The organism is Paenibacillus sp. JT22N7, assembly GCF_059383875.1.
The window spans coordinates 13480-35609 of record NZ_JBXENY010000004.1 but is presented as its reverse complement, the minus strand read 5'-3'; the positions used below and the strand labels follow the sequence as shown (position 1 = coordinate 35609).

Here is a 22130-nt window from a genome sequence, read left to right as displayed (position 1 = left end):
AGCAAAAACGACTTCGTCGTCCTTCTGGGACGAGCGAAGAGCTTTGCCCTAGAATTCTAAGCGGATAAAAGGATGAAACTTTTAAATTCTTAGAATTCAAGGTGAAACGGCTTTCGCCGTCCTTTGGCGGCGCAGCTCGTTTCACTCCGAGAAATATAAGCCCATTTATAAGTGCGTAACTTATAAATTCTTATATTTCAAAAGTGACTCTGTTATGTATATGCAAGCAGCTAGAATGAATATGAGAATTGTGAAAAATGAGGAAAGAAACCGTCGAAAAGAAAGGATTTACCACGTCATTGTCGAATTACTAATGCTGACTAAAAACAGGATGTGATAACGTGATTGAAATGCAAGACATTTGGAAGACTTACGTCGACGGTACTCATGCACTGCGAGGGGTGTCCGTACGCATAGATCGCAATGAATTTGTGTATTTGGTAGGGCCTTCCGGGGCAGGGAAATCAACCTTCATGAAGCTGATCTATCGCGAGGAAGTGCCTACGAAAGGGCAGCTTTCTGTAAATGGTTTTAATATAGGCAAGCTGAAGCCGCGCAAAATTCCATTTGTACGGCGGAACATAGGCGTTATTTTTCAAGATTTTAGATTGCTTCCGAAGCTGACCGTGTTTGAAAATGTCGCTTTTGCGATGGAGGTTATCGAAGCTCCCAAGCGGATTATCAAAAAAAGGACGATGGAGGTTCTCGATCTCGTCGGCCTCAAGCATAAGCATGCCAGCCTGCCGGCCCAGCTTTCAGGGGGAGAGCAGCAGCGTGTGTCGATTGCCCGGGCAATAGTGAATAACCCGTCGGTTATTGTAGCGGACGAGCCTACCGGCAATTTGGACCCGGAGACGTCCATGGAAATTATGGCTTTGCTGGAGGAAATCAACTTTCGCGGCTCGACCATCGTCATGGCGACGCATAACCGCGATATTGTAAACAGCTTGCGCAAGCGTGTCATCGCAATCGAGAATGGCTTGGTCGTTCGGGATGAGGCAAGAGGGGAGTACGGTTATGAAATTTAGAACCCTGCTCCGCCACCTTAGAGAAGGCTGTAAAAATATTATTCGCAACGGCTGGATGTCGTTTGCTTCCATTAGCTCGATTTTTATTTCGTTGTTTTTACTCGGGGCTTTTATGCTGCTGGCGCTGAATGTCAACAATTTTGCCTCCTCGGTAGAGAGCAAGGTGGAAATTCGCGTATTTCTGCAGCTGGATATAGACAAGGCGAAGATGGATGAGGTCGAGAATAAAATCCGCCTCATTCCTGAGGTGAAGAAGGTTACGCTGGTTACGAAGGAACAGGGACTTGAGGAGCTTCGCAAAAACTTGAGCGACGAAGGCTTGCTTGACGGCTATGATGATGCGAGCAATCCGCTGCCGGACTCTTTTACGGTAGAAGTATTTAAACCTCAGTCTGTCAGTATTGCAGCTGCGCAGATCGAGGCACTTAACACAGGCGATGAAACAGCGCCTATTACGAGCGTGAAATATGGGGAAGGCAAAATCGAAACGCTGTTCAAAATTACGAATGCGGTACGTACCATTGGCCTCGTGATCGTGCTTGCGCTTACGGTAACCGCTATGTTCCTCATTTCCAACACGATTAAAGTGACGATTGTTGCTCGGCGCCGGGAAATTGGCATTATGAAATTGGTAGGTGCGACGAATGCGTTTATCCGCTGGCCGTTTTTTATTGAAGGTGCGCTTATTGGCATGATTGCTTCGATATTGACGACGGTTGTGCTGCTCATCAGCTACGCACAGTTTGTTACATTGACGCAGGAGGGACTTGGGCTGATGATGCTTAGTCTCGTATCGGTTCAGGAAGTAGGACTTCAAATTAGCGGTGTATTGATTGGACTTGGCACCTTGATCGGCATATGGGGCAGTACGATATCCATTCGAAAATATTTGAAAGTGTAGGTGGAAGCGTCGGTGAAGAGAAGAAATCTAATCGTTCTTATGGTGATAATGACGGTATTGCTTGTACAGCCACTGAGCAGTAGTGCCGCATCGCTGGACAGCATTAATAAGCAGCTTTCGGATGCCAAGAAGGCCATTGACAAGGCACAGAAGGAAGCTGACGCGACAGAGCAGCAAAAGACGGAAGTATCGACACTCAAATCTGATGTACAAGCTTCTATCAAAGCCGTATTGGCACAGCTGGATGCTGTTGTAGTCAATATGAATAATACGCAAGCAAAGGTTGATCAAACGGAGTCGGAGCTGCAACAGGCTGGCGCGGAGCTGGTAGAAGCGGAAGGCCGTGTCAAAACACGCGACATTCTGATTCAGCAGCGTCTGCGGCTTATGTATGAGAACGGCTCGGTGTCGTATCTTGACGTTTTGCTGAATGCGAGCAGCTTTTCCGATTTTATCGACCGCTTCGATTCGCTTCAGCTGATTTTAAGCCAGGATCGCAGCATTTTAGAGCAAAACAAGGTTGATCAGGCGCTGGTTGAGGAGAAAAAAGCTGAGGTCGAGCACAAGCTTGAAGAAGTCAAAACGATGTACACCAAGCTGCAAAACTACCAAAGCGATCTAGCGAAAAAAGAAGCCGAGAAAAACAAGCTCGTTGCTGAATATGATCATCAGCTTGAGGATCTCGAAGATATAAGCGCAGAGCAGGAAGCGCTAATGATTGAATTTGCACAGAAGGTATCCGAGCTGGAAGCCGAGAAGGTGGCGAAGCTGGAAGCGGAAAGAATCGCGAGGGAAAAAGCTGCTGCAGCTGCGGCTGCTGCTGCGGGTAAAGGCAATGGCAGCAGCGGAGGCGGAAGCGGCGGTACGGTCTATACGGGCGGTAAGCTGGGCATGCCTATTTTTGACTCTTATCGTGTCAGCTCGGGCTATGGCTATCGGATTCACCCGATTACGGGTGCCAAGAAGCTCCATACCGGCATCGATTTTGCAGCTCCGCAGGGAACGGCTATTCATGCAGCGGAAAGCGGCGTTGTTATTATGGCGCAGCGCTGGAGCGGTTATGGCAATGCCGTCATTATCGACCATGGCGGCGGCATGTGGACGCTGTATGGCCATATTCGCGAAGGCGGCATTAAAGTAAGCAAAGGCGACAGTGTTACAAAAGGCCAAAAAATTGCCGAGGTTGGCAGTACGGGCAATTCCACCGGACCGCATTTGCATTTTGAGGTGCGTATTAACGGGACAACAACCGATCCAAGCAGCTATTTAAAATAGGACGATCAGCAACAAGCGGCAGCCTTCGGGCTGCCCTTGTTCGAAATACAAGCAATTATACATGACTTTATAATAAGTCAGCTTCTATTTCTGCTTCTGCGTGAAACGAGCGTTGCCGTCAAAGGATGGCAGCGCCGTTTACGCTTGAAATATAAGCATTTATAAGTTACCCACTTATAATGGGCTTATATTTCAACGCGAAACGGAAGCTTGGCCGCCAGAGGACGGCGACAGCCGTTTACGCTTGAAATATAGAGAAAGGATATTCTAACGCTATCCATTCTCTATAGTTCTCGGAATGAAAAATATGGAATGAGCAGGTCGCTGGTCGGACGCAAATAAATGGACAGAACTTGTCATATACTAGGGCGTGTCCTCCAAGCGGGAAGGCATTAACCGAAGTAGGTTCTATTTAATGCTGTGGTCAAACGAGAAGGTGGTGTCCTGAATATGCAGTTTAGAGGCCGTACAGTCATTGCTTTTGTAATGATTACGATGCTCGCTTCTGTTCTGGTCACGCTTGTAGTGGCTCGCGATCTTGTCGTGAGCAGCTACCAGGCGTCAGGCTCCGCTCCGGCAGCTGCCGAAACTAGCGGGCAACATGATCTGAATGAAGCCGAGATTGACAAAATGAATGCGGTGCTTGATTTGATTGAAACCAAATATGTGAAGAAGATGGATCGTGAAGAGCTGGTAGACGGCGCAGTCAAAGGCATGCTGGAATCGCTGGATGATCCTTACTCCGTTTATATGGAGAAGACGTCAGCGCAGCATTTTTCCGAATCCATCGAAGGATCTTTCACAGGTATTGGTGCGGAAGTGACGCTGCAAAACGGCAAGCTCGTCGTCGTATCCCCGATCAAAGGCTCTCCTGCCGAACGGGCGGGACTGCTGGCGAAGGATGTCGTCATTTCGGTCAATGGAGAGAAGCTGGAGGGTCTTGGGCTGAATGAGGCCGTAGACAAAATTCGTGGCCCGAAAGGGACGAAGGCCAAGCTGCAGATCCAGCGGGTGGGCACAAGCGAATCGATCCAGCTGATTTTAATACGGGATGATATTGATGTGGAAACCGTATATGCCCATTTGTCCGATGACCGGATTGGTGTCATTGAAATCCGTCAGTTTTCACTCAATACGGCCGAACGCTTCAAGGAAGAGCTTGCCCGTCTGGAGCAGGAAGCGAAGCAGCAGGCAGCAGGGCAGGCACAGGTACAGTCTGGTGCCCAGGTCAGCGAAGGAGCAGGCGATAAGGGACGGCAAGGGCTTAAGGGCCTCGTAATTGACGTCCGCAATAACCCTGGCGGTGTATTGCCGGTCGTTGTAGAAATCGCCGAGCAGTTTATTGCGAAGGGCAGTGCGATTGTTCAGGTGGAGGATCGCGACGGCAAGCGGGAGAAGACGTTGTCCAAGGGCAGCCGCAAAGCTTATCCGGTCGCCGTAGTCATGAACAAAGGCAGCGCCAGCGCCTCGGAAATATTGGCTGGTGCGCTGGGCGAGGAAGCCGGTGCGATACTGGTCGGCGAGACGACGTTCGGCAAAGGAACGGTACAGGTGAGCTACAATAAAGTGCTGGGCGATGGCAGTCTTGTGAAAATGACGATTGCCAAGTGGCTGACGCCAGAAGGCATCTGGATTCATGAGAAGGGCGTTGAGCCGACCGTGGCCGTAGCCCCGCCTTCGCTTTACACCGTTGCGCGGCTGACGATAACCGAAACGCTGAAGCGCGATATGAACAATGAGCAAATTCGCAGTGCGCAAATTATGCTTAAAGGGCTTGGGTATGAGCCGAAGCGCGATGATGGTTATTTCAATGAGGAAACCGTGCAAGCCGTTAAGCAATTTCAGCGAAACTCAAGTCTTCCGGTGACGGGAGAACTGGACAAGTCAACAGCCGCAGCATTGGAGAAGGCGGTTATTGCATGGATTAAAGACAAGAACAACGATGTGCAGCTTCGGGAAGCGATTGAACGGGTAGGCAGGAAATAACGCCTCGTTGTCGAATCCATTACAAGGTTGACTCTGTCTTCGGAGTCAGCCTTTTCTTTTGAATCGGCAGCAGGTGTGAGACGGGAAAATGCCGCAAAGGCGGCTTGAGGAATAAGTTGGTAAAAATGAAGGAGTGTATGCGGTGAATCAGGCTCTTGCTTTGTTGCAGCAATTCCAGCTGGCGTTGCTTCAACTGCTGGTACAACCTTTTTATTATGTGGCTATTTTATTTATTTTGCTCCAATACACAAAGCAGATTAAGCTTGAACGGCAATTGTTCGCCGTCAAGCTGCATATATGGCCCCGGCTGCTTGGCCGGGCAATCGTCACAGGCTTGCTGGTAGGACTAGCTGTATCCCTTGTAGGCGCGTTTATTGGCGTTGCAGTTACCCAGCAATCAGTGATGTGGTTATGGGGCGTCTCAGCGCTGCTCATGCTGTTTCGCATCCGTTATTTATGCTTCGCTTATGCTGCCGGCGTACTTGGCCTGCTGCAGTGGATCGTTGGGTTTACGCCGCTGGCTTCGGGCGAAGGCATAGCCAGTCAAGCTGCAGCTTCTCTCGCCGCCATGGATATGACGGGGTTGTTCATGCTGGTAGCTCTGCTGCACTTGGCAGAGGCGCTGCTTGTGCGAAATCAGGGCGGCAAGCTGGCGACGCCACTGTTCCTCTCGGGCAAGAGAGGGAAAATTGTCGGCGGCTACATGCTGCAAAGCTTTTGGCCGGTGCCTTTGCTGCTGCTCGTTCCTGTTGGTGGAGGTGCAGGCACTGGCGCTGCAACAGCAGCCTTGCCGTGGACGCCGCTGCTCGGCGCAGACTGGTCGCAGGGCTGGACGATTGCCGCGCTGCCGATGATTATCGGCTTTAGCGAATTGACACGCTCGATGCTGCCTGAGGAGAAGGCCAGACACGCCGCGAAAGGCTTGCTGCTTTACAGCGTCGCACTCGCAGCAGCAGCTTTGCTGGCTTGGTGGCTGCCCGTGCTGCTGCCAATTGCCGCGCTCTGCTCGCTGCTGCTCCATGAAGCGATCATTTGGCGCAGCCGCAGGCTGGAAAATGCCAGCAGCCCGCTATTCGTCCATGACCAGCGCGGCTTGCGCTTGCTAGGCATTTTGCCGCAAACGCCGGCTGAGGCCCTGGGGCTTCAAGCTGGAGAAATTATTTCCAAGGTTAATGGTGTTCGCGTGCATTCGAAGGCTGATCTGCATGCCGCGCTGCATCTCAACTCGGCTTTCTGCAAGCTGGAAGTGCTGAACTATGCGGGTGAAGTAAAGTTTGTGCAGCGCGCGCGTTATGAAAATGAGCATCATCAGCTCGGAGTTATTTTGGCGCCAGACGAGGATGCGAATTTCTATGCGGCCTCAGGCCCTGCCTCGCTGATTGACTTGTTGAAGCACAAGCGTACGGCGCATCGCCGGGGTTCATCTAAAGTGTCGGCTTCTGAAAATAATGCTGCGTCTGGCGAAAAAACGCCAGTATAGCACAAGCTTCAGTACTACCGTTCTAAATGGCTTTTGTCTAGGCTTGCTTGACAGGCTAATAGCAAATATTGTTCCAAAAGCGTGGTGACAGATTTTTCGATTCTGTCCCTACGCTTTTTATTTGGCCTCATGTAGGGAAATTTAGCTGGTTGCATCGGAGAATGCTTAGAGCTATAATAAACGGGAACACATATTCTTATAAAAGAGTAGATTTGCCTGAATGAAATGGAATTACTTGTAACAGCATGAACAAATTGAGGCTTGCTGCTTCTTTTGCACGATATTGACTATAATGATAGATAGCTGAGGAACGAAGAAGGAGTGGATGGCTGAAGTGAGTAATCTTGCACCGCAAGCCCGTAACTTTGAGATTAAGTCCGACTATACGCCGCAAGGCGACCAGCCGCGTGCTATTAAGCAGCTGGTTGAAGGCGTTGAAGCAGGACAGAGATTTCAAACGCTGCTTGGGGCGACTGGAACGGGAAAGACCTATACGATTGCCAATATGATTGCGCAGGTGAATCGGCCTACGCTCGTTATTGCGCATAACAAGACGCTCGCAGCGCAGCTGTGCAGCGAATTTAAGTCTTTTTTCCCCGATAATGCAGTTGAGTATTTCGTCAGCTATTACGATTATTTTCAGCCGGAAGCTTATATTCCTTCAACCGATACGTATATTGAGAAGGATTCGAGCATCAATGAAGAGATTGATAAGCTGCGCCACTCTTCGACCAGCTCGCTGTTCGAACGCAGAGACGTTATTGTTGTAGCCAGCGTTTCCTGTATCTATGGCTTAGGTTCGCCGAAGGAGTACGGCAGCATGCTGCTGTCGCTGCGCGTAGGGATGGAGAAGCCCCGCGATGCGATTTTGCATAAGCTGGTCGATATTCAATATCAGCGCAACGATATTAACTTTATTCGCGGGACATTCCGTGTCCGCGGCGATATTATAGAGATTTTTCCCGTTGCCAATAATGAGCGGGCGATTAGAATTGAACTGTTCGGCGACGAGATTGAACGGATTACGGAAATTGACGTATTGACCGGCGAGATCGTGGGCGAGCGTGAGCATGTAGCGATTTTTCCAGCGTCTCACTTTGTAACTCATGAGGAGACGATGAAGCTTGCGCTCGTTAATATTGAGCGAGAGCTGGAGGAGCGGCTTGCTGAGCTTAAGGAAGCGGGAAAGCTGCTGGAGGCGCAGCGGCTTGAGCAGCGTACGCGCTATGATATTGAGATGATGAGCGAGATGGGTTTTTGCTCAGGCATCGAGAACTATTCGGGTCCATTGACGTTCCGGGAACGGGGAGCAACGCCTTATACGCTCTTCGATTATTTTCCGGATGACATGCTCATTGTGATTGATGAGTCGCATGTATCGCTGCCGCAGATTCGCGCCATGTACAATGGCGACCGGGCTAGGAAGGAAATGCTCGTCAATCACGGTTTCCGGCTGCCATCGGCGATGGACAATCGGCCGCTTAAGTTCGAGGAGTTTGAGGCGAAGGCTAAGCAGACGATTTATGTCTCTGCTACACCGGGGCCTTTTGAACTGGAGCAATGCCCGACAATGGTAGAGCAAATTATTCGCCCTACCGGCCTGCTTGATCCGATCATTGAGCTTCGGCCAACGAAGGGGCAGATCGATGATTTGCTGGGCGAAATTCGCGATCGGGTAGCGAAGGATGAACGGGTATTGGTGACGACGCTGACGAAGAAGATGGCGGAGGATCTAACCGATTATTTTAAGGAAATTGGCGTGAAGGTGCGTTATTTGCACTCGGATATTAAGACGCTGGAGCGGATTGCGATATTGCGCGATCTAAGGCTTGGCGTATTCCACGTGCTGGTGGGCATTAACCTGCTTCGGGAAGGACTTGATTTGCCCGAAGTATCGCTGGTAGCGATTTTGGATGCGGATAAGGAAGGCTTCCTGCGCTCAGACCGCTCGCTCATTCAAACGATTGGACGCGCGGCGCGCAACAGCGAAGGCCGGGTTATCATGTACGGCGATAAGGTGACGGATTCTATGGGTCGTGCGATGAAGGAAACGGAACGTCGGCGGACGATTCAAGAAGCTTTCAACGAGAAGCATGGCATTACGCCGCAGACGATTCGCAAGAAAGTATTGGAAGTGATTGAAGCGACCAAGGTTGCCGAGCAGAAGGCCGATTATTTGGCGGATGCCGGATCTGGCAAGATGTCGAAGAAAGACCGTCAGTCGATGATTAATAGATTGGAAGTTGAAATGAAAGATGCGGCGAAAAACCTGCAATTTGAGCGGGCAGCCGAGCTTCGTGACGCGTTGCTGGAACTGCGTGCAGGATTGTAGAATCGAAGCAAGAGGATGGACAGGATAGAGGAGGAAATAAGATTGGGTAGCGACAAAATTGTAGTCAAAGGCGCTCGTGCACACAATTTGAAAAATATTGATGTCACCATTCCGCGCGACAAGTTTGTTGTATTAACGGGATTGAGCGGCTCAGGAAAATCGTCCCTTGCATTTGATACGATTTACGCCGAAGGACAGCGCCGTTATGTGGAGTCCTTATCTGCCTATGCCAGACAGTTTCTCGGCCAGATGGAGAAGCCCGATGTGGATTCCATTGAAGGCTTGTCTCCGGCCATTTCGATTGACCAGAAGACGACTAGCCGCAATCCTCGTTCGACTGTAGGTACGGTAACGGAAATTTACGATTACCTACGCTTGCTGTTCGCGCGGATTGGCAAGCCGCATTGTCCGGAGCATGGGATCGAGATTACTTCGCAGACCGTAGGACAAATGGTTGACCGTATTATGGAATATCCCGAGAAGACGAAGCTGCAAATTTTGGCTCCACTCGTATCCGGCCGCAAGGGCGAGCATACGAAGCTGTTTGCCGATATTCAGAAGCAGGGCTTTGTCCGTGTTCGTGTAAATGGCGAGCTGCGCGAGCTCAGTGAGAAGATCGAGCTGGAGAAAAATAAAAAACATAGCATTGAGGTCGTTGTCGACCGCATCGTTGTGAAGGCAGACGTCCACAGCCGCTTGGCTGATTCAATAGAAACGGCGCTTAAATTAGCCGATGGCCGGGTGCTCGTTGACGTAATGGAGAAAGAAGAGCTGTTGTTCAGCTCAAACCTGGCTTGTCCAGTATGCGGCTTTAGCGTAGAGGAGCTCGCGCCGCGGATGTTTTCGTTCAACAGCCCGTTCGGTGCTTGTCCGGATTGCGACGGTTTAGGCGCGAAGATGATCGTCGATCCAGATTTGCTCGTTCCCGATACGAGCAAATCCATTAAAGATGCAGCATTTCTTGCCTGGGCCGGAAGCACATCCAATTATTATCCGCAGTTTTTAAGCTCGGTTTGCGAGCATTATGACATTCCACAGGATGTGCCCGTTTCTGAGCTCAGCGACGAGCAAATGAATAAGCTGCTTTATGGTACGGGCGGAGAACGCGTTCGCTTCCTATATGAAAACGATTTTGGCCATCGTAAAGAGGCCTATGTCCCATTTGAAGGTATCGTTAACAATTTGGAAAGGCGCTACCGCGAGACGGCGTCTGATTCCATGCGGGAATATATCGAAGCTTATATGAGTGCCAAGCCATGTGGCTGCTGCAAAGGCCAGCGGCTGCGCAAGGAAACACTAGCTGTAACGATTGCCTCCCAGAACATCGCTCACGTCACTTCGCTTTCCATCGGCGATTCGCAGCGTTTCTTCGAAGGATTGGTATTAACGGAGAAGGAACAAACGATTGCCAATCTGATTTTGAAGGAGATCAACAGCCGGCTGGGCTTCCTTGTCAATGTTGGGCTGGAATATTTGGCAATGAACCGTGCGGCTGGGACGTTGTCTGGCGGTGAAGCACAGCGAATTCGATTGGCAACGCAGATCGGTTCGAGCCTGATGGGCGTTCTTTATATTTTGGATGAGCCGAGCATTGGACTTCATCAGCGGGACAATGATCGGCTGATTGAGACGCTTGTGCACATGAGGGATATCGGCAATACGCTTATTGTTGTAGAGCATGATGAGGATACGATGCTGGCGGCTGACTACATTATTGACATTGGCCCTGGTGCGGGCATTCATGGCGGTACCGTTATCGCCGAAGGAACACCAGCGGAGATTATGCACAATGAGCATTCGTTGACAGGCCAATATTTGAGCGGTCGCAAGTTTATTGAGGTACCGCTGGAGCGCCGCGCTGCGGGCGATAAGTGGCTGGAAGTTCGCGGTGCGAAGGAAAATAATTTGCGCGGGGTCAATGTAAAAATTCCGCTTGGCATTTTTACGGCGGTTACTGGCGTATCTGGTTCGGGCAAATCGACCTTCGTCAATGAAATCGTATATAAGACGCTTGCTCGTGATTTGAACCGAGCGAGAACACGTCCAGGACAATATAAGGAAATGCGCGGTATCGAGCATTTGGAGAAGGTCATCGACATTGACCAATCGCCGATTGGCAGAACGCCGCGCTCGAACCCCGCTACGTATACAGGCATGTTTGATGACGTTCGCGACCTTTATGCCTCGACTAATGAGTCCAAGGTACGGGGCTATAAGAAGGGCAGATTCAGCTTTAATGTGAAGGGCGGCCGCTGCGAGGCTTGCCGTGGAGATGGCATTATCAAGATTGAAATGCATTTCCTGCCTGACGTGTACGTTCCTTGTGAAATTTGCAAAGGCAAGCGTTACAATCGCGAAACGCTGGAAGTGAAATATAAAGGCAAGAGCATTGCTGATGTTCTCGAAATGACGATTGAGGATGGCTGCAAGTTTTTTGAAAATATTCCGAGAATCCAGCGCAAATTGCAGACGCTGCTTGATGTAGGCTTAGGCTATATGCGCCTGGGACAACCTGCAACTACATTGTCTGGCGGTGAAGCACAGCGTGTTAAGCTGGCTTCCGAGCTGTATCGCCGGAGTACGGGCAAAACGATGTACATTTTGGATGAGCCGACGACAGGCTTGCATGCTGATGATATTGACCGTCTGCTAATGGTGTTGCACCGCCTTGTTGATTCGGGTGAATCGGTACTCGTCATTGAGCATAATCTGGATGTTATTAAGACAGCTGATTATTTGATCGATTTGGGCCCGGAAGGCGGAAGCGGCGGCGGAATGATCGTGGCAACGGGAACGCCTGAGGAAGTGGCCAAGGTAGACAAGTCCTATACAGGAAAATACCTGAAGCCTATTATGGAGCGTGACCGGGAACGGACTATTCAGCGGCGCGAGACGGAATCTTCCGTTGCTGCAGCATCTAATTAAGCTTAGTATTATGAGGCTAGCCAACCGATGGGGGCTAGCCTTTTTTCTATGTTTGATTTTTCCTCTAGCTACATTTCATGACGGCCGCAGGTTATAAGGTTGGACAAAGCTGGACACCGTATAAGGAGATAGCAGCAAAGCCTCCTGCTAGCGGTTAGTCAGGATGCGGCGTACTTCATGGACAAACGTGACAAAGTTGTTACGAAAACAGATTCGGACTTGCGTCAGACGCATGGAAAAGATAACATATAGGTTAGGATAGGATGAGTATGGCCAAATGGATTTTTTAAAATATAGGAAAGGATATGATGTTTCCATCCTTTCTCTATATTTCTCGGAATGAAACGCGCCGCGCCGTCAGAGGACGACGAAAGCCGTTTCACCTTGGTTTGGAAGACTGGTCCTAAAGCAAGTGGAATGGAGCAAAAGCTTAACTGTGGGAGGGGTCATTCAAATGTTTTTGGCAGAAGAAGCAGCACAAACGACCAGCAACATTAACACGTTTGACTGGTTCATGCTTGCGTTTACAATTTTGTTATTGATCGGCTTTGTCCGGTTGGTCAAAGAGCGCAAGAAGAACATTTTTGCGATTGGTTTCACAGCTGTATCTTTGGGATTGTTTTTGTTTATTGATTACATCATGATCGCCAAAGTATGGTTGGCATAAGGAAAAACAAAAAAAGTTCGTCCAAGTTGAATCCAACCTGGGCGGACTTTTTTTGTTGCCTACTTGACAATATACCAGTGATCCGATAGGATTTAAATCAAAACTGACTGACGAGTCAATCAATGGAGGCGATGCTTTATCGGAACCGTAGATCGGAATACGGCGAACAATGCGGAGCGCAAACACCAGATTATGGAGTCCGCACTGAAGCGTTTTGCCCTTTATGGTTACCATTCGACGAAAGTTTCGGATATTGTAGCGGATGCAGGGGTTGCACAAGGCACTTTCTATTGGTATTTCAAAAGCAAAGAAGCGATAGCTATAGAAATTGTACAGGATGGTCGGGAGCGGCTGCTTACGGTTATTGGACAAGGCTACCGTAAAAATGCTGGTTCGGTGCAGGACATGGTTTCGGCCTCCGAGCATTTGTTGACCGAGCTGTTCCATTTTGCCAAGGAAAATCGTTATTTAATGGGAATGCTGCTGGATGGCACGGGATTCAGCGAAGTCGTTAGACAAGAAATAACGGTTACTCAAATGGCGATGGAGCAATCTTTTGTACTCAATATTGAACGCGCCACTGAGCTGGGCATGCTGCCGGCTACCATTGATGCCAAGCTGCGAGCAGCATTTCTAATGAGCCTCATTGAAGGCGTACTGTCTCGTTGGCTGTTTCGCAGCACGCCGGAAAGCGATGCTATTGCGGTGAAATCTGCGGAATTGCTGGCTGCTGAAACGGCGCGTTTTGAATTTTTCGGCTTATTAGGCATTTAGCTGCATTTCCCTGAGAAAGCCGGACACATTAATAAGCAACAATATAAATATTAGAGAAGCTATGAAGGAGAGAGTGGAAGATGAGGATTCAAATGAAAAAAACAACATTATGGATGATGACAGCTATTTTGCTGCTAACGGTTATTGTGGCGGGCTGCGGTTCGAAGAACAGCAACAGCGGCAATGCGGGTTCGGCATCGCCAACAGCGGAAGCAGGAGCAACTGCTTCTTCTAATTTGCTGGAGCAGGTGAAACAGGCTGGTGTACTTAAGGTGGGGTTAATGGGAACCTATGCCCCGTATAACTTTTTGAACGAAAACAAGGAAATGGATGGCTTCGACGCGGATATTGCCAAAGAAATTGCGAAGCGCCTTGGCGTTAAAGCCGAGTTTGTCGCACAGGAGTTTTCCGGCATGATTGCCGGTCTGCAGGCGAAGAAATTTGATGTCGTCATTAGCCAAATGACGATTACTGACGAGCGCAAGGAGCAGATGGATTTTACCGAACCGTATATTACGAACTCTGTAAAAATCATCGTTGCCGAGAAAAACGATACAATTACGAAGCTGGCTGATTTTAAAGGCAAAAACATTGGCGTAGGCCTTGGTACGAACGACGAAACGTATCTTCGCAAAACGGTGCTGCCTGAAGTCGGCAACTTCACCATCAAAACCTATGACGATGTCATTACGTCGCTGCAGGATTTGAATGCAGGCCGTATCGATGCGACGATCAACAATATGTATGCTCTGAAGCCGATCGTCGAGAAAAATGGCTTTAAAATCAAAGCGGTTGGCGATCCAATCAAATCGGACAATGCAGGCATTGCAGTGCGCAAAGACAATCCTGAATTCCGCGACGCGCTGAATGAAGCTTTGAAGGCGATGAAAGCCGACGGCACGTATAAAACTATTTTTGTAAAATGGTTCGGCGAGGAGCCAGCGGCTGAGTAAGCCCGGCTCTCGTCAAAATTTTTGGCTCATATGAAGGGAACCTTCACGATATGAATCTCGTTTTTGAAAATTTCTTTTTTCTGCTTAAGGGCGCTTATTATACGCTGCTGCTGACGATGATGTCGATGTTTTTTGGCCTTATTATCGGCGGAGTAGTAGCGATTGCCCGTTTGAAAGGCAACAAACCGGTTCAATGGCTGGCTCGGGGGTACGTCTCGATTATTCGGGGAACACCGGTGCTCATCCAAATTTTTGTCGTTTATTATGGGCTGGTTGATTACGGCATTGTATTCGGGCCGCTTACGGCGGCAACACTAGCGCTAAGCATTAATGTGGGTGCGTATTTATCGGAGACGTTCCGCGGGGCGATTGTGTCCATTCCAAAAGGACAGATGGAGGCCGCTTATGCAACGGGCATGACCTCATGGCAGGCGCTATACCGGATCGTGCTTCCGCAGGCGGCAAGAGTGGCCATTCCGCCAATGGGCAATACGTTTATCGGAATGCTCAAGGAGACCTCGCTCGTTTCATTTATTACCGTAACCGAGCTGCTGCGCCAGGCGAATTTGCTTATCGCGCAGTATTACGTCAATATGCCGTTTTATATCGGAATTGGAGTCATGTATTGGGTGATGAGCACCGCTTTTTCAGCTATTTTGGAAGCGATTGAGAAGCGCTTGTCCAAAGCTTATTAAAAATATAAGAAATGATAAGTTTCACTCTTATAATGGGCTTATATTTCATCGCGAAACGGAAGCTTTTCCGCCAGAGTACGGCGACAGCCGTTTACGCTTGGGTTGGGGCGTGAGAAATACAATGATTACGACAGAAAAATTAACGAAGTCCTTTCAAGGCACCGAGGTGCTGAAGGGGATTAATCTTCAAGTCAACGCTGGGGAGATCATTGTGCTGCTCGGGCCAAGCGGTTCGGGAAAAAGCACACTGCTTCGCTGCCTGAATGGGCTGGAGACGCTGAGCGGAGGCAGTATTGAGATGAACGGTGTTCACCTGAATACACAAATGAAGCCACGCGAGCGCACGCAGAATGTCCGAACTATTCGCCGCCATAGCGGGATGGTCTTTCAGCAGTTTAACTTGTACCCGCACAAAACGGCGCTAGGCAACGTCATTGAATCACTGCTCATCGTGAAAAAGCTGCCCAAAAGCGAAGCCATCGCTATCGGCAAAAAAATGCTGAAGCGCGTCGGGCTGGAAGGCAAGCTGGATGAATATCCATCCAGGCTGTCTGGCGGGCAGCAGCAGCGGGTAGCGATTGCCCGGGCGCTCGCGATGGAGCCGGACGTTTTATTGTTTGACGAGCCGACCTCGGCGCTTGATCCGGAATTGGTCGGCGAGGTGCTCGATGTCATGCAGCAGCTGGCGCGCGAAGGGATGACGATGCTGGTGGTGACGCATGAAATGGCTTTCGCTCGCCATGTCGCGAACCGGGTTGTGTTTATGGATGACGGGCAAATTGTCGAGGAGGCTGCGCCGGAGGTGTTTTTCGACCATCCAGCTACCGAAAGGGCGCGCCGCTTTCTAAATAAGCTGGGCCAGCACAGAGGGGTGCAGCAAGAGCAGCAATAACGATCAACAGAACTTTACTAAGTACGATTCACCTAACGAAGCGACCTAGGCAATACAAGAACTTCAGAGTTAAAGTAGGAGGCATGGCCTTCGATTCTTACGAAAGAAAGAGGGTACACCGCAATGAAGGTTACAACAACATGGACAGGCAAACGTGCATTTACATCTGTAGGGCCATCTGGCTACAGCGTTGGAATGGATGCAACCGCAGCATATGGCGGCGACGGACAAGGAGCTACACCGATGGAGCTGCTGCTGGCGGGCCTCGCGGGCTGCATCGGCATTGATATTACGATGATTATGGATGCGTTCCTCGGTTCAATCACCAGCATCGAGATTGATGCGGAAGGCACGCGCAAAGAGGAGATGCCGAAAGGCTTTACGGCTATCGATCTGATTTTCAAAGTAAACGGCGATGTGCCGGATTACCGGATTTGGAAAGCGATTGAGCTCGGCAAGGAAAAATATTGCGCCGTCTCGGATTCGCTGAAAGCGGACATTCGTTACCGATTAGTGCTCAACGGAGTAGAAATGACGCGGGGATAAGCTAATCTCAGCGAACACAAAAAAAGAGTCGTGATCCGAGGCTGCCGTGGACGGTTCGGGTTACGGCTCTTTTCTTATACAGAGAGGCTATTTAGCTAGAGATGCAACGAAAATTCTCATGGAAATAAACAGGGATAGTGAGAGGATTAGGATCAATCCAAGCAGCAAACAGCATACTAAAAGCAGTGGGTTCATCATGACAAGGGCTTCTAAGGATAGCCTCCCAGAATTAATAAGAAACGCGCCTCCTGACGAGGATAGGATAACGATTAGCATCACAATAGAGCTGCCATTGGTTCCATTATAGTAAATGGAGGGGATCAGCAGGGACAGGTAAATAGACCCGATGGACAGCGCTGCGAATAAGGTCAGTATATGAACCGAAAAGGATAGATCGCTAAATAAGAAATAATAAAGTACATTAAACAATAATAGACCTAACAATACGGTGGTTATAATCGAAAAGCTCACAATATATCGGCTTCCAACGATTTGTTTCTTGGATAGCGGTGAAGCTGCAACAAAGGTGTGCCATCCCGCTTTCTCATCCTCTTGGAATACAGGTATGGCGAGAGCGCAGAAATAGATTGGGATAAATACGTTCAAAGCAATTACGCCAGTGGAGCCAAGTAAGTAAATGGCCAAAATAGCCAAAATACATAAAAGGATAAAGGGAATGATTTTCACTTTGCTTTTCAGCACCAATAAATCTTTAATTATTAAGCCTTTCAATGGAGTTCTCTCCTTTTATATATGATCTCATCATGTCTTCAAGGCTCCCATTCTGGGTGGAGTTTGAAATTTTTTCAGAAAAAACCACGTTTCCTTTGTGTAAAAAGGTTAATTTATTCGCTATACGTTCAACATCCGAGAGGATGTGTGAGGATAGGAGGACGCTACTGTTATTTGCGGTGACATAGTCATTCAGAACATCTAAAATTTCAATCCTCATTATAGGGTCCAGCCCGCTTGTAGCTTCATCTAAAAGCAATAATTTAGGATGATGTGACAAGGCGACAGAAAAATTCAGCTTCACCTTCATTCCCTTGGAAAACTGATTTATTTTTGTGTTTACGGGTAAATGGAACATTTCCAAATAATTATAGTAAGCCTGTTGATTCCATTGCTCATAGATACTGGACATCACGTAGTTAAATTGTTTGGGTGTTAACAATCCATGTAAATAATTTTCATCGAAAACAACGCCCAGCCTATTTTTAATGTACGATTCATGACCTTCATAATTTTTTCCGAATACTAAGATTTCCCCTTTTTCGGGAGTCAGCAGATTAAGCAGCAATTTCATTAGCGTTGTTTTTCCTGCTCCATTTTCTCCAATCAAGCCCATGATATCCCCAGGCAGCAATTCCAGATTTACATTCTTTAAAGAGAAATCTGAATAGCTCTTGTTAAGCCCGTTCACCATTAGTATTTTTTCCAATCCCAGCCCTCCACATGTTGTACAATAAATTATTAAGTCAATTAATTTTCTGCTATAAGTCCTTATATGTAAGCTGAATTCTGGTCTGCTCAGTAGACTGGTAAGTTTATGACCACTCTTGCTTAAGGTAAGGACCTAATCCCTTTTTAGTTCCATTTTATTTATCCATTTACTGAGATGGTAATTATAATCAATTCGACAAACAGACCTGAAAATCCTTATTTTCAGACAAAGAAATCTCCCCTGAATAGAGGAGACCTAAATAGTAATCTTTTTCCTTGGCTGTTTTGGGAAGGTAGTACTGGTATAATGAATGACTTGATCTGATTGAAGCTGATACTTAGGAGTAGGTTAGGCCGTTTTCTAAAACTGCAACATCGATGATACCCGCGAATTGGCCCTGTTCATTCGTAATAACGATACAATCGCTGCGCAGCTCGGGGTGACGATCAATAGCTTTATTTTTCAATGAGGAGATGCTGCCCAGATTAAAGTCTGTGTCAGTGGATGAGGCGACGGTGGAGAGAAAGCGGGTATTCATGAGCTTGGTGATGTCCGTCTGGTAATAGCCAAGGAAGCTGCTAGATAATTGGAGAAAAAAACGGTCGCGCATTACGAGCCCAACAGGCTCTGCCAGCGAATTGCAGACAACTGCGCAAGGTGCTTCCGGGTAGCTGCGAAAAAGCTGGAGCGCTTCATAGCAGCTTTGGCTTGTACTGACCTGAGGGACGAACGAAGAAGAAGCAGAAGTATAGCCAGTCATGCGGATCACCTATCCTCTGTTTTAGTGGGGGGTGCACTTATAGAGTACGTTAGCAGGATTAACGCGGAGAGTGTTATTTATTAGCGGAATGTAAAGATTACAAGCCCTCGTCCACAGTCTTATTGCAAAAAAACGGCCACATCCTCATCGGATGCAGCCGCCCTCCTTCAATCTATACCCACCACATTTCGCCTAGTGGTTCTTTAATCAGCACTTGCTGCAGGTTTTGCACCGCTTTCGTGAAGCCTTCATCAACGGACATCAGGCCGTCCTCATGCTCAATGCTCACGACATAGTCGTAGCCGACTAGACGAAGCGCGCTAATAATATCTGCCCATACTTTCAGGTCATGCCCGAAGCCGACGGTGCGGAATTGCCAAGCGCGATCCAGCATCAGCGAATACGATTGCATATCCGTTACGCCGTGATGGTTGACGTTGATTGGATCAATCGTCGTATCCTTCGCGTGGAAATGGTGAATCGCGCCAGCGCGACCCAAAATTTGCACTGCTTGAACCGGATCAATCCCTTGCCACCACATGTGGCTCGGATCCAAGTTGGCGCCGATAACCGGGCCAACCGCTTCACGCAGGCGAAGCAGCGTTGCCGGGCTGTGAACGGAGAAGCCGCCGTGCAGCTCAAGTCCGATTTTCACACCATGCTCGACAGCAAGCGCTCCGATTTCAGTCCAATAAGGGATAACTTTGTGCTCCCACTGCCAAGCCAAAATTTCTTGAAAATCATTTGGCCAAGGTGCAACCGGCCAGTTCGGATATTTAGCATCCTCGTGGTCGCCTGGGCAGCCGGAAAATGTATTGACGACAGGAACGCCCAAACGTCCTGCGAGTTCGATCGTTTTGCGAATGGTCGCATCATCTGCAGCAGCAAGATGCTTCTGCGGGTGCAGCGGATTGCCGTGGCAGCTCAGGGCGCTGATAATCAGGCCGCGTGATTCTACCGCATGCTTAAACGCTTTCAACTTTTCCTCATCAGCAAGCAGGACATCAGGATCACAGTGGGCTGTGCCAGGGTAACCGCCAGTGCCGATTTCAATAGCATCCAGTCCTTTGGCAGCTATGTAATCGAGCGCTTCTTCAAATGACTTCTGTGCGAAAAGCACGCTGAATACTCCTAATTTCATGTGCAATCATTCCTCCTATTTATAAGAAAAGCTAATTCTCATTATACCATTGCCCGATTGCCGATATCTAATGAAAAGTGCAAATTTGACATAATCGCATATAAACAAAACAAAAGGTTACCAAAAGCCTTCTCGTTCGTACAAGTTATAGATAAGGCTTGACAGTTTTTTCTGAGCATAAGCTATAATTTTGAATAGAAACTGCCGAAAACTATGGAGAAGCCCAACAAGAGCGGGAGGAAGTAAGCGATGGCAAGTGTCATGTTAGTGGATGATGATCCAGATATACGCGAGCTTATGCACGCGCAGCTTAGCAGTGAGGGATTTCAGACGATTCAGGCAAGCCATGGCAAAGAGGCCATTCGGCTGCTGAGAAAGCAAAAAGCAGACTTAGTTGTGCTTGATGTCATGATGCCCGTCATGGATGGCTGGGAGCTATGTAAATTTGTAAAGGAAGAATACCCAAATATCCCTGTGCTGATGGTAACAGCAAAGCGTGAAATTAATCAGAAAATCAAAGCGTTTGGCCTGGGAACTGATGATTATATGGTGAAGCCTTTCGAGCCCTATGAGCTAGTGCTGCGTGTTCGGGCATTGTTGAAACGCTACCGAATTGAAGCGTCAATGCGGCTGCAGTTGGGCGATTTTGTGCTGGATCGGCATACGTTTGAGGTGATGCAGGGGCAGGCACGGGTGGCGCTGCCGCTGAAGGAATTTGAGCTGCTGTTCAAGCTGGCGGGCAACCCGGGTAAAATTTTCACGCGCAACGAGCTGATCAGCCAAATTTGGGGTCCGCAGTTTTTCGGCGATGAGCGGACAGTGGATGTACATATTAAGCGATTGCGCGAACGTTTTGCAGAAATGGATGCGCCGTTTACGATTGTAACTAAGCGTGGGCTTGGCTACAGGCTTGAAATGGTGGATGCATGCTAAGAACGTTATATGTCAGGGTTATTATTAGTTTTATAACGGCGGTGCTGGTCGGTCTGGTCAGCGCCTTCTTTATTACGATTACGCTTTTTAAGGACCAGGTGATCACGGAAGTGAAGAAGGAGGTTTTAGGATACGGACAATCTATCGCGACCATATATGAGCAATATGGCATAGACGAAGGGAAGCGTATTGTAACGATATTGCAGCCTACTCCGTCCTATACATTCATGGTTATGGATGAGAAGGGCTGGTTGAATGAGGAGGGGAAGCCGTTTGTAGAATACGGTATTACGCCTGGAGACAGCATTTCAAAATCTGTCATAGGCGGCGAGCCGTTCGTGAATATTGGATTTGGCTTCACTGCAGGGAGTGGCCTTGTGCTCGGGATGCCATTTACATGGGATCATAAATCTTACGGACTGTTCGTGCACCAGCAGTCGAGCCAGGTGGCTATTTTCAACCAGATGCTGTTCGTAGCGCTTGCTGTTGTTCTGGGGGTTGGCGGCCTGTGTATTTTTGTGGCGGCCATTTATTTGGTACGTCCGCTTAAGGAAATGAAGCAGGCGGTGGAACGAATGGCGAGTGGGCGTTTCGACATTCAGCTAAAGTCAGGCAAGCGTACGGATGAGCTAGGGCAGCTGGCACAAAGCTTTAGCGGCATGGCAAAGGAGATCCAGCAGATGGATGAACTGCGTGGGCAGTTTGTCAGCAGCGTCTCGCATGAAATCCAATCGCCGCTGACGTCAATTGCCGGATTTTCACGGATGCTTATGCTGGATGCGGTGGAGGATCCCGAGCAGAAGCAGCGTTATTTGCAAATTATTTATACAGAAAGCCAGCGTCTGTCGCGTCTTAGTGATAATTTGCTAAAACTGGCGGAACTGGATTCAGCCGTGCCTGCTTTTGATCCGGTGACCTACGATCTTGATGAGCAGCTGCGGCAAGTTATTGTCGCCTGCGAACCGCTGTGGTCGGAAAAGTCGCTTGAAATGATATTGGAGCTGCCCCATGTGAAAATTAATGCCGATGAGGATCAGCTGAGCCAGGTATGGATCAATGTCATCGGCAACGCGATCAAATTTGCTCCGGAAGGCGGTTATATTCGCATTGAGATGAGCCTTGATACAGACTCCGTTAAAGTATCCGTATCGGATAATGGCAGCGGGTTTCCTGACGAAGACGGCTATAGGTTGTTTGAACGATTTTATAAGGCAGACAAATCCCGCAGCAAAAAGCTGGGTGGCAGCGGTCTTGGCCTATCCATCGCCCAAAAAATCGTCAATTTGCATCAAGGCGTCATCCGTATTACGAACCGGGCGGAAGGCGGGGCACGCGTAGATGTGACGCTGCCGAGCATGGCAGCCAAGAAGCGGATTCCCTGACAGGCTGAAGGCGCCG

At 48.8% G+C, this 22130-nt stretch carries 19 protein-coding genes; 15 read left to right on the top strand and 4 right to left on the bottom strand.

The features are described from left to right. Nucleotides 1-341: 341 nt before the first annotated feature. From ftsE to AC50Y5_RS11685, 13 genes are all read left to right on the top strand, one after another. Entirely contained in the window at nucleotides 342-1028 is a 687-nt protein-coding gene (gene ftsE, locus AC50Y5_RS11745; protein ID WP_046229739.1) for a cell division ATP-binding protein FtsE, read from the top strand. After that, on the top strand, nucleotides 1018-1929 hold the full coding sequence (ftsX, locus tag AC50Y5_RS11740; RefSeq protein ID WP_056036962.1) for a permease-like cell division protein FtsX: 912 nt from the start codon (nucleotides 1018-1020) through the stop codon (nucleotides 1927-1929). The genes ftsE and ftsX overlap by 11 nt, the downstream gene beginning before the upstream one ends. Before the next feature lie 12 nt (nucleotides 1930-1941). Next, nucleotides 1942-3204 (top strand): murein hydrolase activator EnvC family protein, encoded by a 1263-nt coding sequence (locus AC50Y5_RS11735; protein WP_063892575.1) that lies wholly within the window; start codon nucleotides 1942-1944, stop codon nucleotides 3202-3204. Between the two features lie 450 nt (nucleotides 3205-3654). Beyond that, on the top strand, nucleotides 3655-5190 hold the full coding sequence (locus tag AC50Y5_RS11730; protein ID WP_494860779.1) for a S41 family peptidase: 1536 nt from the start codon (nucleotides 3655-3657) through the stop codon (nucleotides 5188-5190). 142 nt (nucleotides 5191-5332) lie between these two features. After that, nucleotides 5333-6670, top strand: a complete 1338-nt coding sequence (locus tag AC50Y5_RS11725) for a PDZ domain-containing protein (RefSeq protein ID WP_081418861.1) — start codon at nucleotides 5333-5335, stop codon at nucleotides 6668-6670. A 334-nt stretch (nucleotides 6671-7004) separates the two neighbouring features. After that, a complete protein-coding gene (gene uvrB, locus AC50Y5_RS11720; protein ID WP_056037112.1) occupies nucleotides 7005-9002 on the top strand; it encodes an excinuclease ABC subunit UvrB in 1998 nt (665 codons plus the stop codon). Between the two features lie 42 nt (nucleotides 9003-9044). Further along, nucleotides 9045-11927 carry an excinuclease ABC subunit UvrA gene (uvrA, locus tag AC50Y5_RS11715; protein ID WP_494860776.1) on the top strand — a complete coding sequence of 961 codons (2883 nt, stop codon included), beginning with the start codon at nucleotides 9045-9047 and terminating at the stop codon, nucleotides 11925-11927. Nucleotides 11928-12381: 454 nt separating this feature from the next. Beyond that, complete coding sequence (locus AC50Y5_RS11710; RefSeq protein ID WP_056036971.1) at nucleotides 12382-12594, top strand: hypothetical protein; 213 nt, start codon at nucleotides 12382-12384, stop codon at nucleotides 12592-12594. Between the two features lie 192 nt (nucleotides 12595-12786). Further along, the gene (locus tag AC50Y5_RS11705; protein ID WP_494860774.1) at nucleotides 12787-13368 is read left to right on the top strand and encodes a TetR/AcrR family transcriptional regulator; all 582 of its coding nucleotides are present in this window, start codon (nucleotides 12787-12789) and stop codon (nucleotides 13366-13368) included. Between the two features lie 80 nt (nucleotides 13369-13448). Further along, nucleotides 13449-14321 (top strand): transporter substrate-binding domain-containing protein, encoded by an 873-nt coding sequence (locus AC50Y5_RS11700; protein WP_494860772.1) that lies wholly within the window; start codon nucleotides 13449-13451, stop codon nucleotides 14319-14321. Nucleotides 14322-14371: 50 nt separating this feature from the next. Further along, the gene (locus AC50Y5_RS11695) at nucleotides 14372-15016 is read left to right on the top strand and encodes an amino acid ABC transporter permease (protein WP_056036976.1); all 645 of its coding nucleotides are present in this window, start codon (nucleotides 14372-14374) and stop codon (nucleotides 15014-15016) included. A gap of 121 nt (nucleotides 15017-15137) precedes the next feature. Further along, nucleotides 15138-15908, top strand: a complete 771-nt coding sequence (locus AC50Y5_RS11690) for an amino acid ABC transporter ATP-binding protein (protein WP_494860770.1) — start codon at nucleotides 15138-15140, stop codon at nucleotides 15906-15908. 123 nt (nucleotides 15909-16031) lie between these two features. Next, nucleotides 16032-16454 (top strand): OsmC family protein, encoded by a 423-nt coding sequence (locus tag AC50Y5_RS11685; RefSeq protein ID WP_046229750.1) that lies wholly within the window; start codon nucleotides 16032-16034, stop codon nucleotides 16452-16454. Nucleotides 16455-16541: 87 nt separating this feature from the next. Here the strand turns inward: AC50Y5_RS11685 and AC50Y5_RS11680 are convergent, their stop codons facing one another. The 4 genes from AC50Y5_RS11680 to AC50Y5_RS11665 all read right to left on the bottom strand — a co-directional run bounded on the left by AC50Y5_RS11680 (nucleotide 16542) and on the right by AC50Y5_RS11665 (nucleotide 19799). Then, a complete protein-coding gene (locus AC50Y5_RS11680; RefSeq protein ID WP_494860767.1) occupies nucleotides 16542-17186 on the bottom strand; it encodes an ABC-2 transporter permease in 645 nt (214 codons plus the stop codon). Then, a complete protein-coding gene (locus AC50Y5_RS11675) occupies nucleotides 17167-17895 on the bottom strand; it encodes an ABC transporter ATP-binding protein (protein ID WP_494860765.1) in 729 nt (242 codons plus the stop codon). Before AC50Y5_RS11675 ends, AC50Y5_RS11680 begins: the two co-directional genes overlap by 20 nt. Nucleotides 17896-18235: 340 nt before the next feature. Next, nucleotides 18236-18658 carry a CBS domain-containing protein gene (locus AC50Y5_RS11670; protein ID WP_056036988.1) on the bottom strand — a complete coding sequence of 141 codons (423 nt, stop codon included), beginning with the start codon at nucleotides 18656-18658 and terminating at the stop codon, nucleotides 18236-18238. Between the two features lie 172 nt (nucleotides 18659-18830). Then, nucleotides 18831-19799: a sugar phosphate isomerase/epimerase family protein gene (locus AC50Y5_RS11665; protein WP_056036991.1), complete on the bottom strand. Its 969-nt coding sequence runs from the start codon at nucleotides 19797-19799 to the stop codon at nucleotides 18831-18833. A gap of 249 nt (nucleotides 19800-20048) precedes the next feature. On the opposite strand from AC50Y5_RS11665, the gene AC50Y5_RS11660 reads away from it, so the two are divergent. Both AC50Y5_RS11660 and AC50Y5_RS11655 read left to right on the top strand, forming a co-directional pair. Then, complete coding sequence (locus tag AC50Y5_RS11660) at nucleotides 20049-20732, top strand: response regulator transcription factor (RefSeq protein WP_056036993.1); 684 nt, start codon at nucleotides 20049-20051, stop codon at nucleotides 20730-20732. Continuing rightward, the gene (locus tag AC50Y5_RS11655; protein WP_056036995.1) at nucleotides 20726-22114 is read left to right on the top strand and encodes a HAMP domain-containing sensor histidine kinase; all 1389 of its coding nucleotides are present in this window, start codon (nucleotides 20726-20728) and stop codon (nucleotides 22112-22114) included. Before AC50Y5_RS11660 ends, AC50Y5_RS11655 begins: the two co-directional genes overlap by 7 nt. Nucleotides 22115-22130 lie beyond the last annotated feature (16 nt).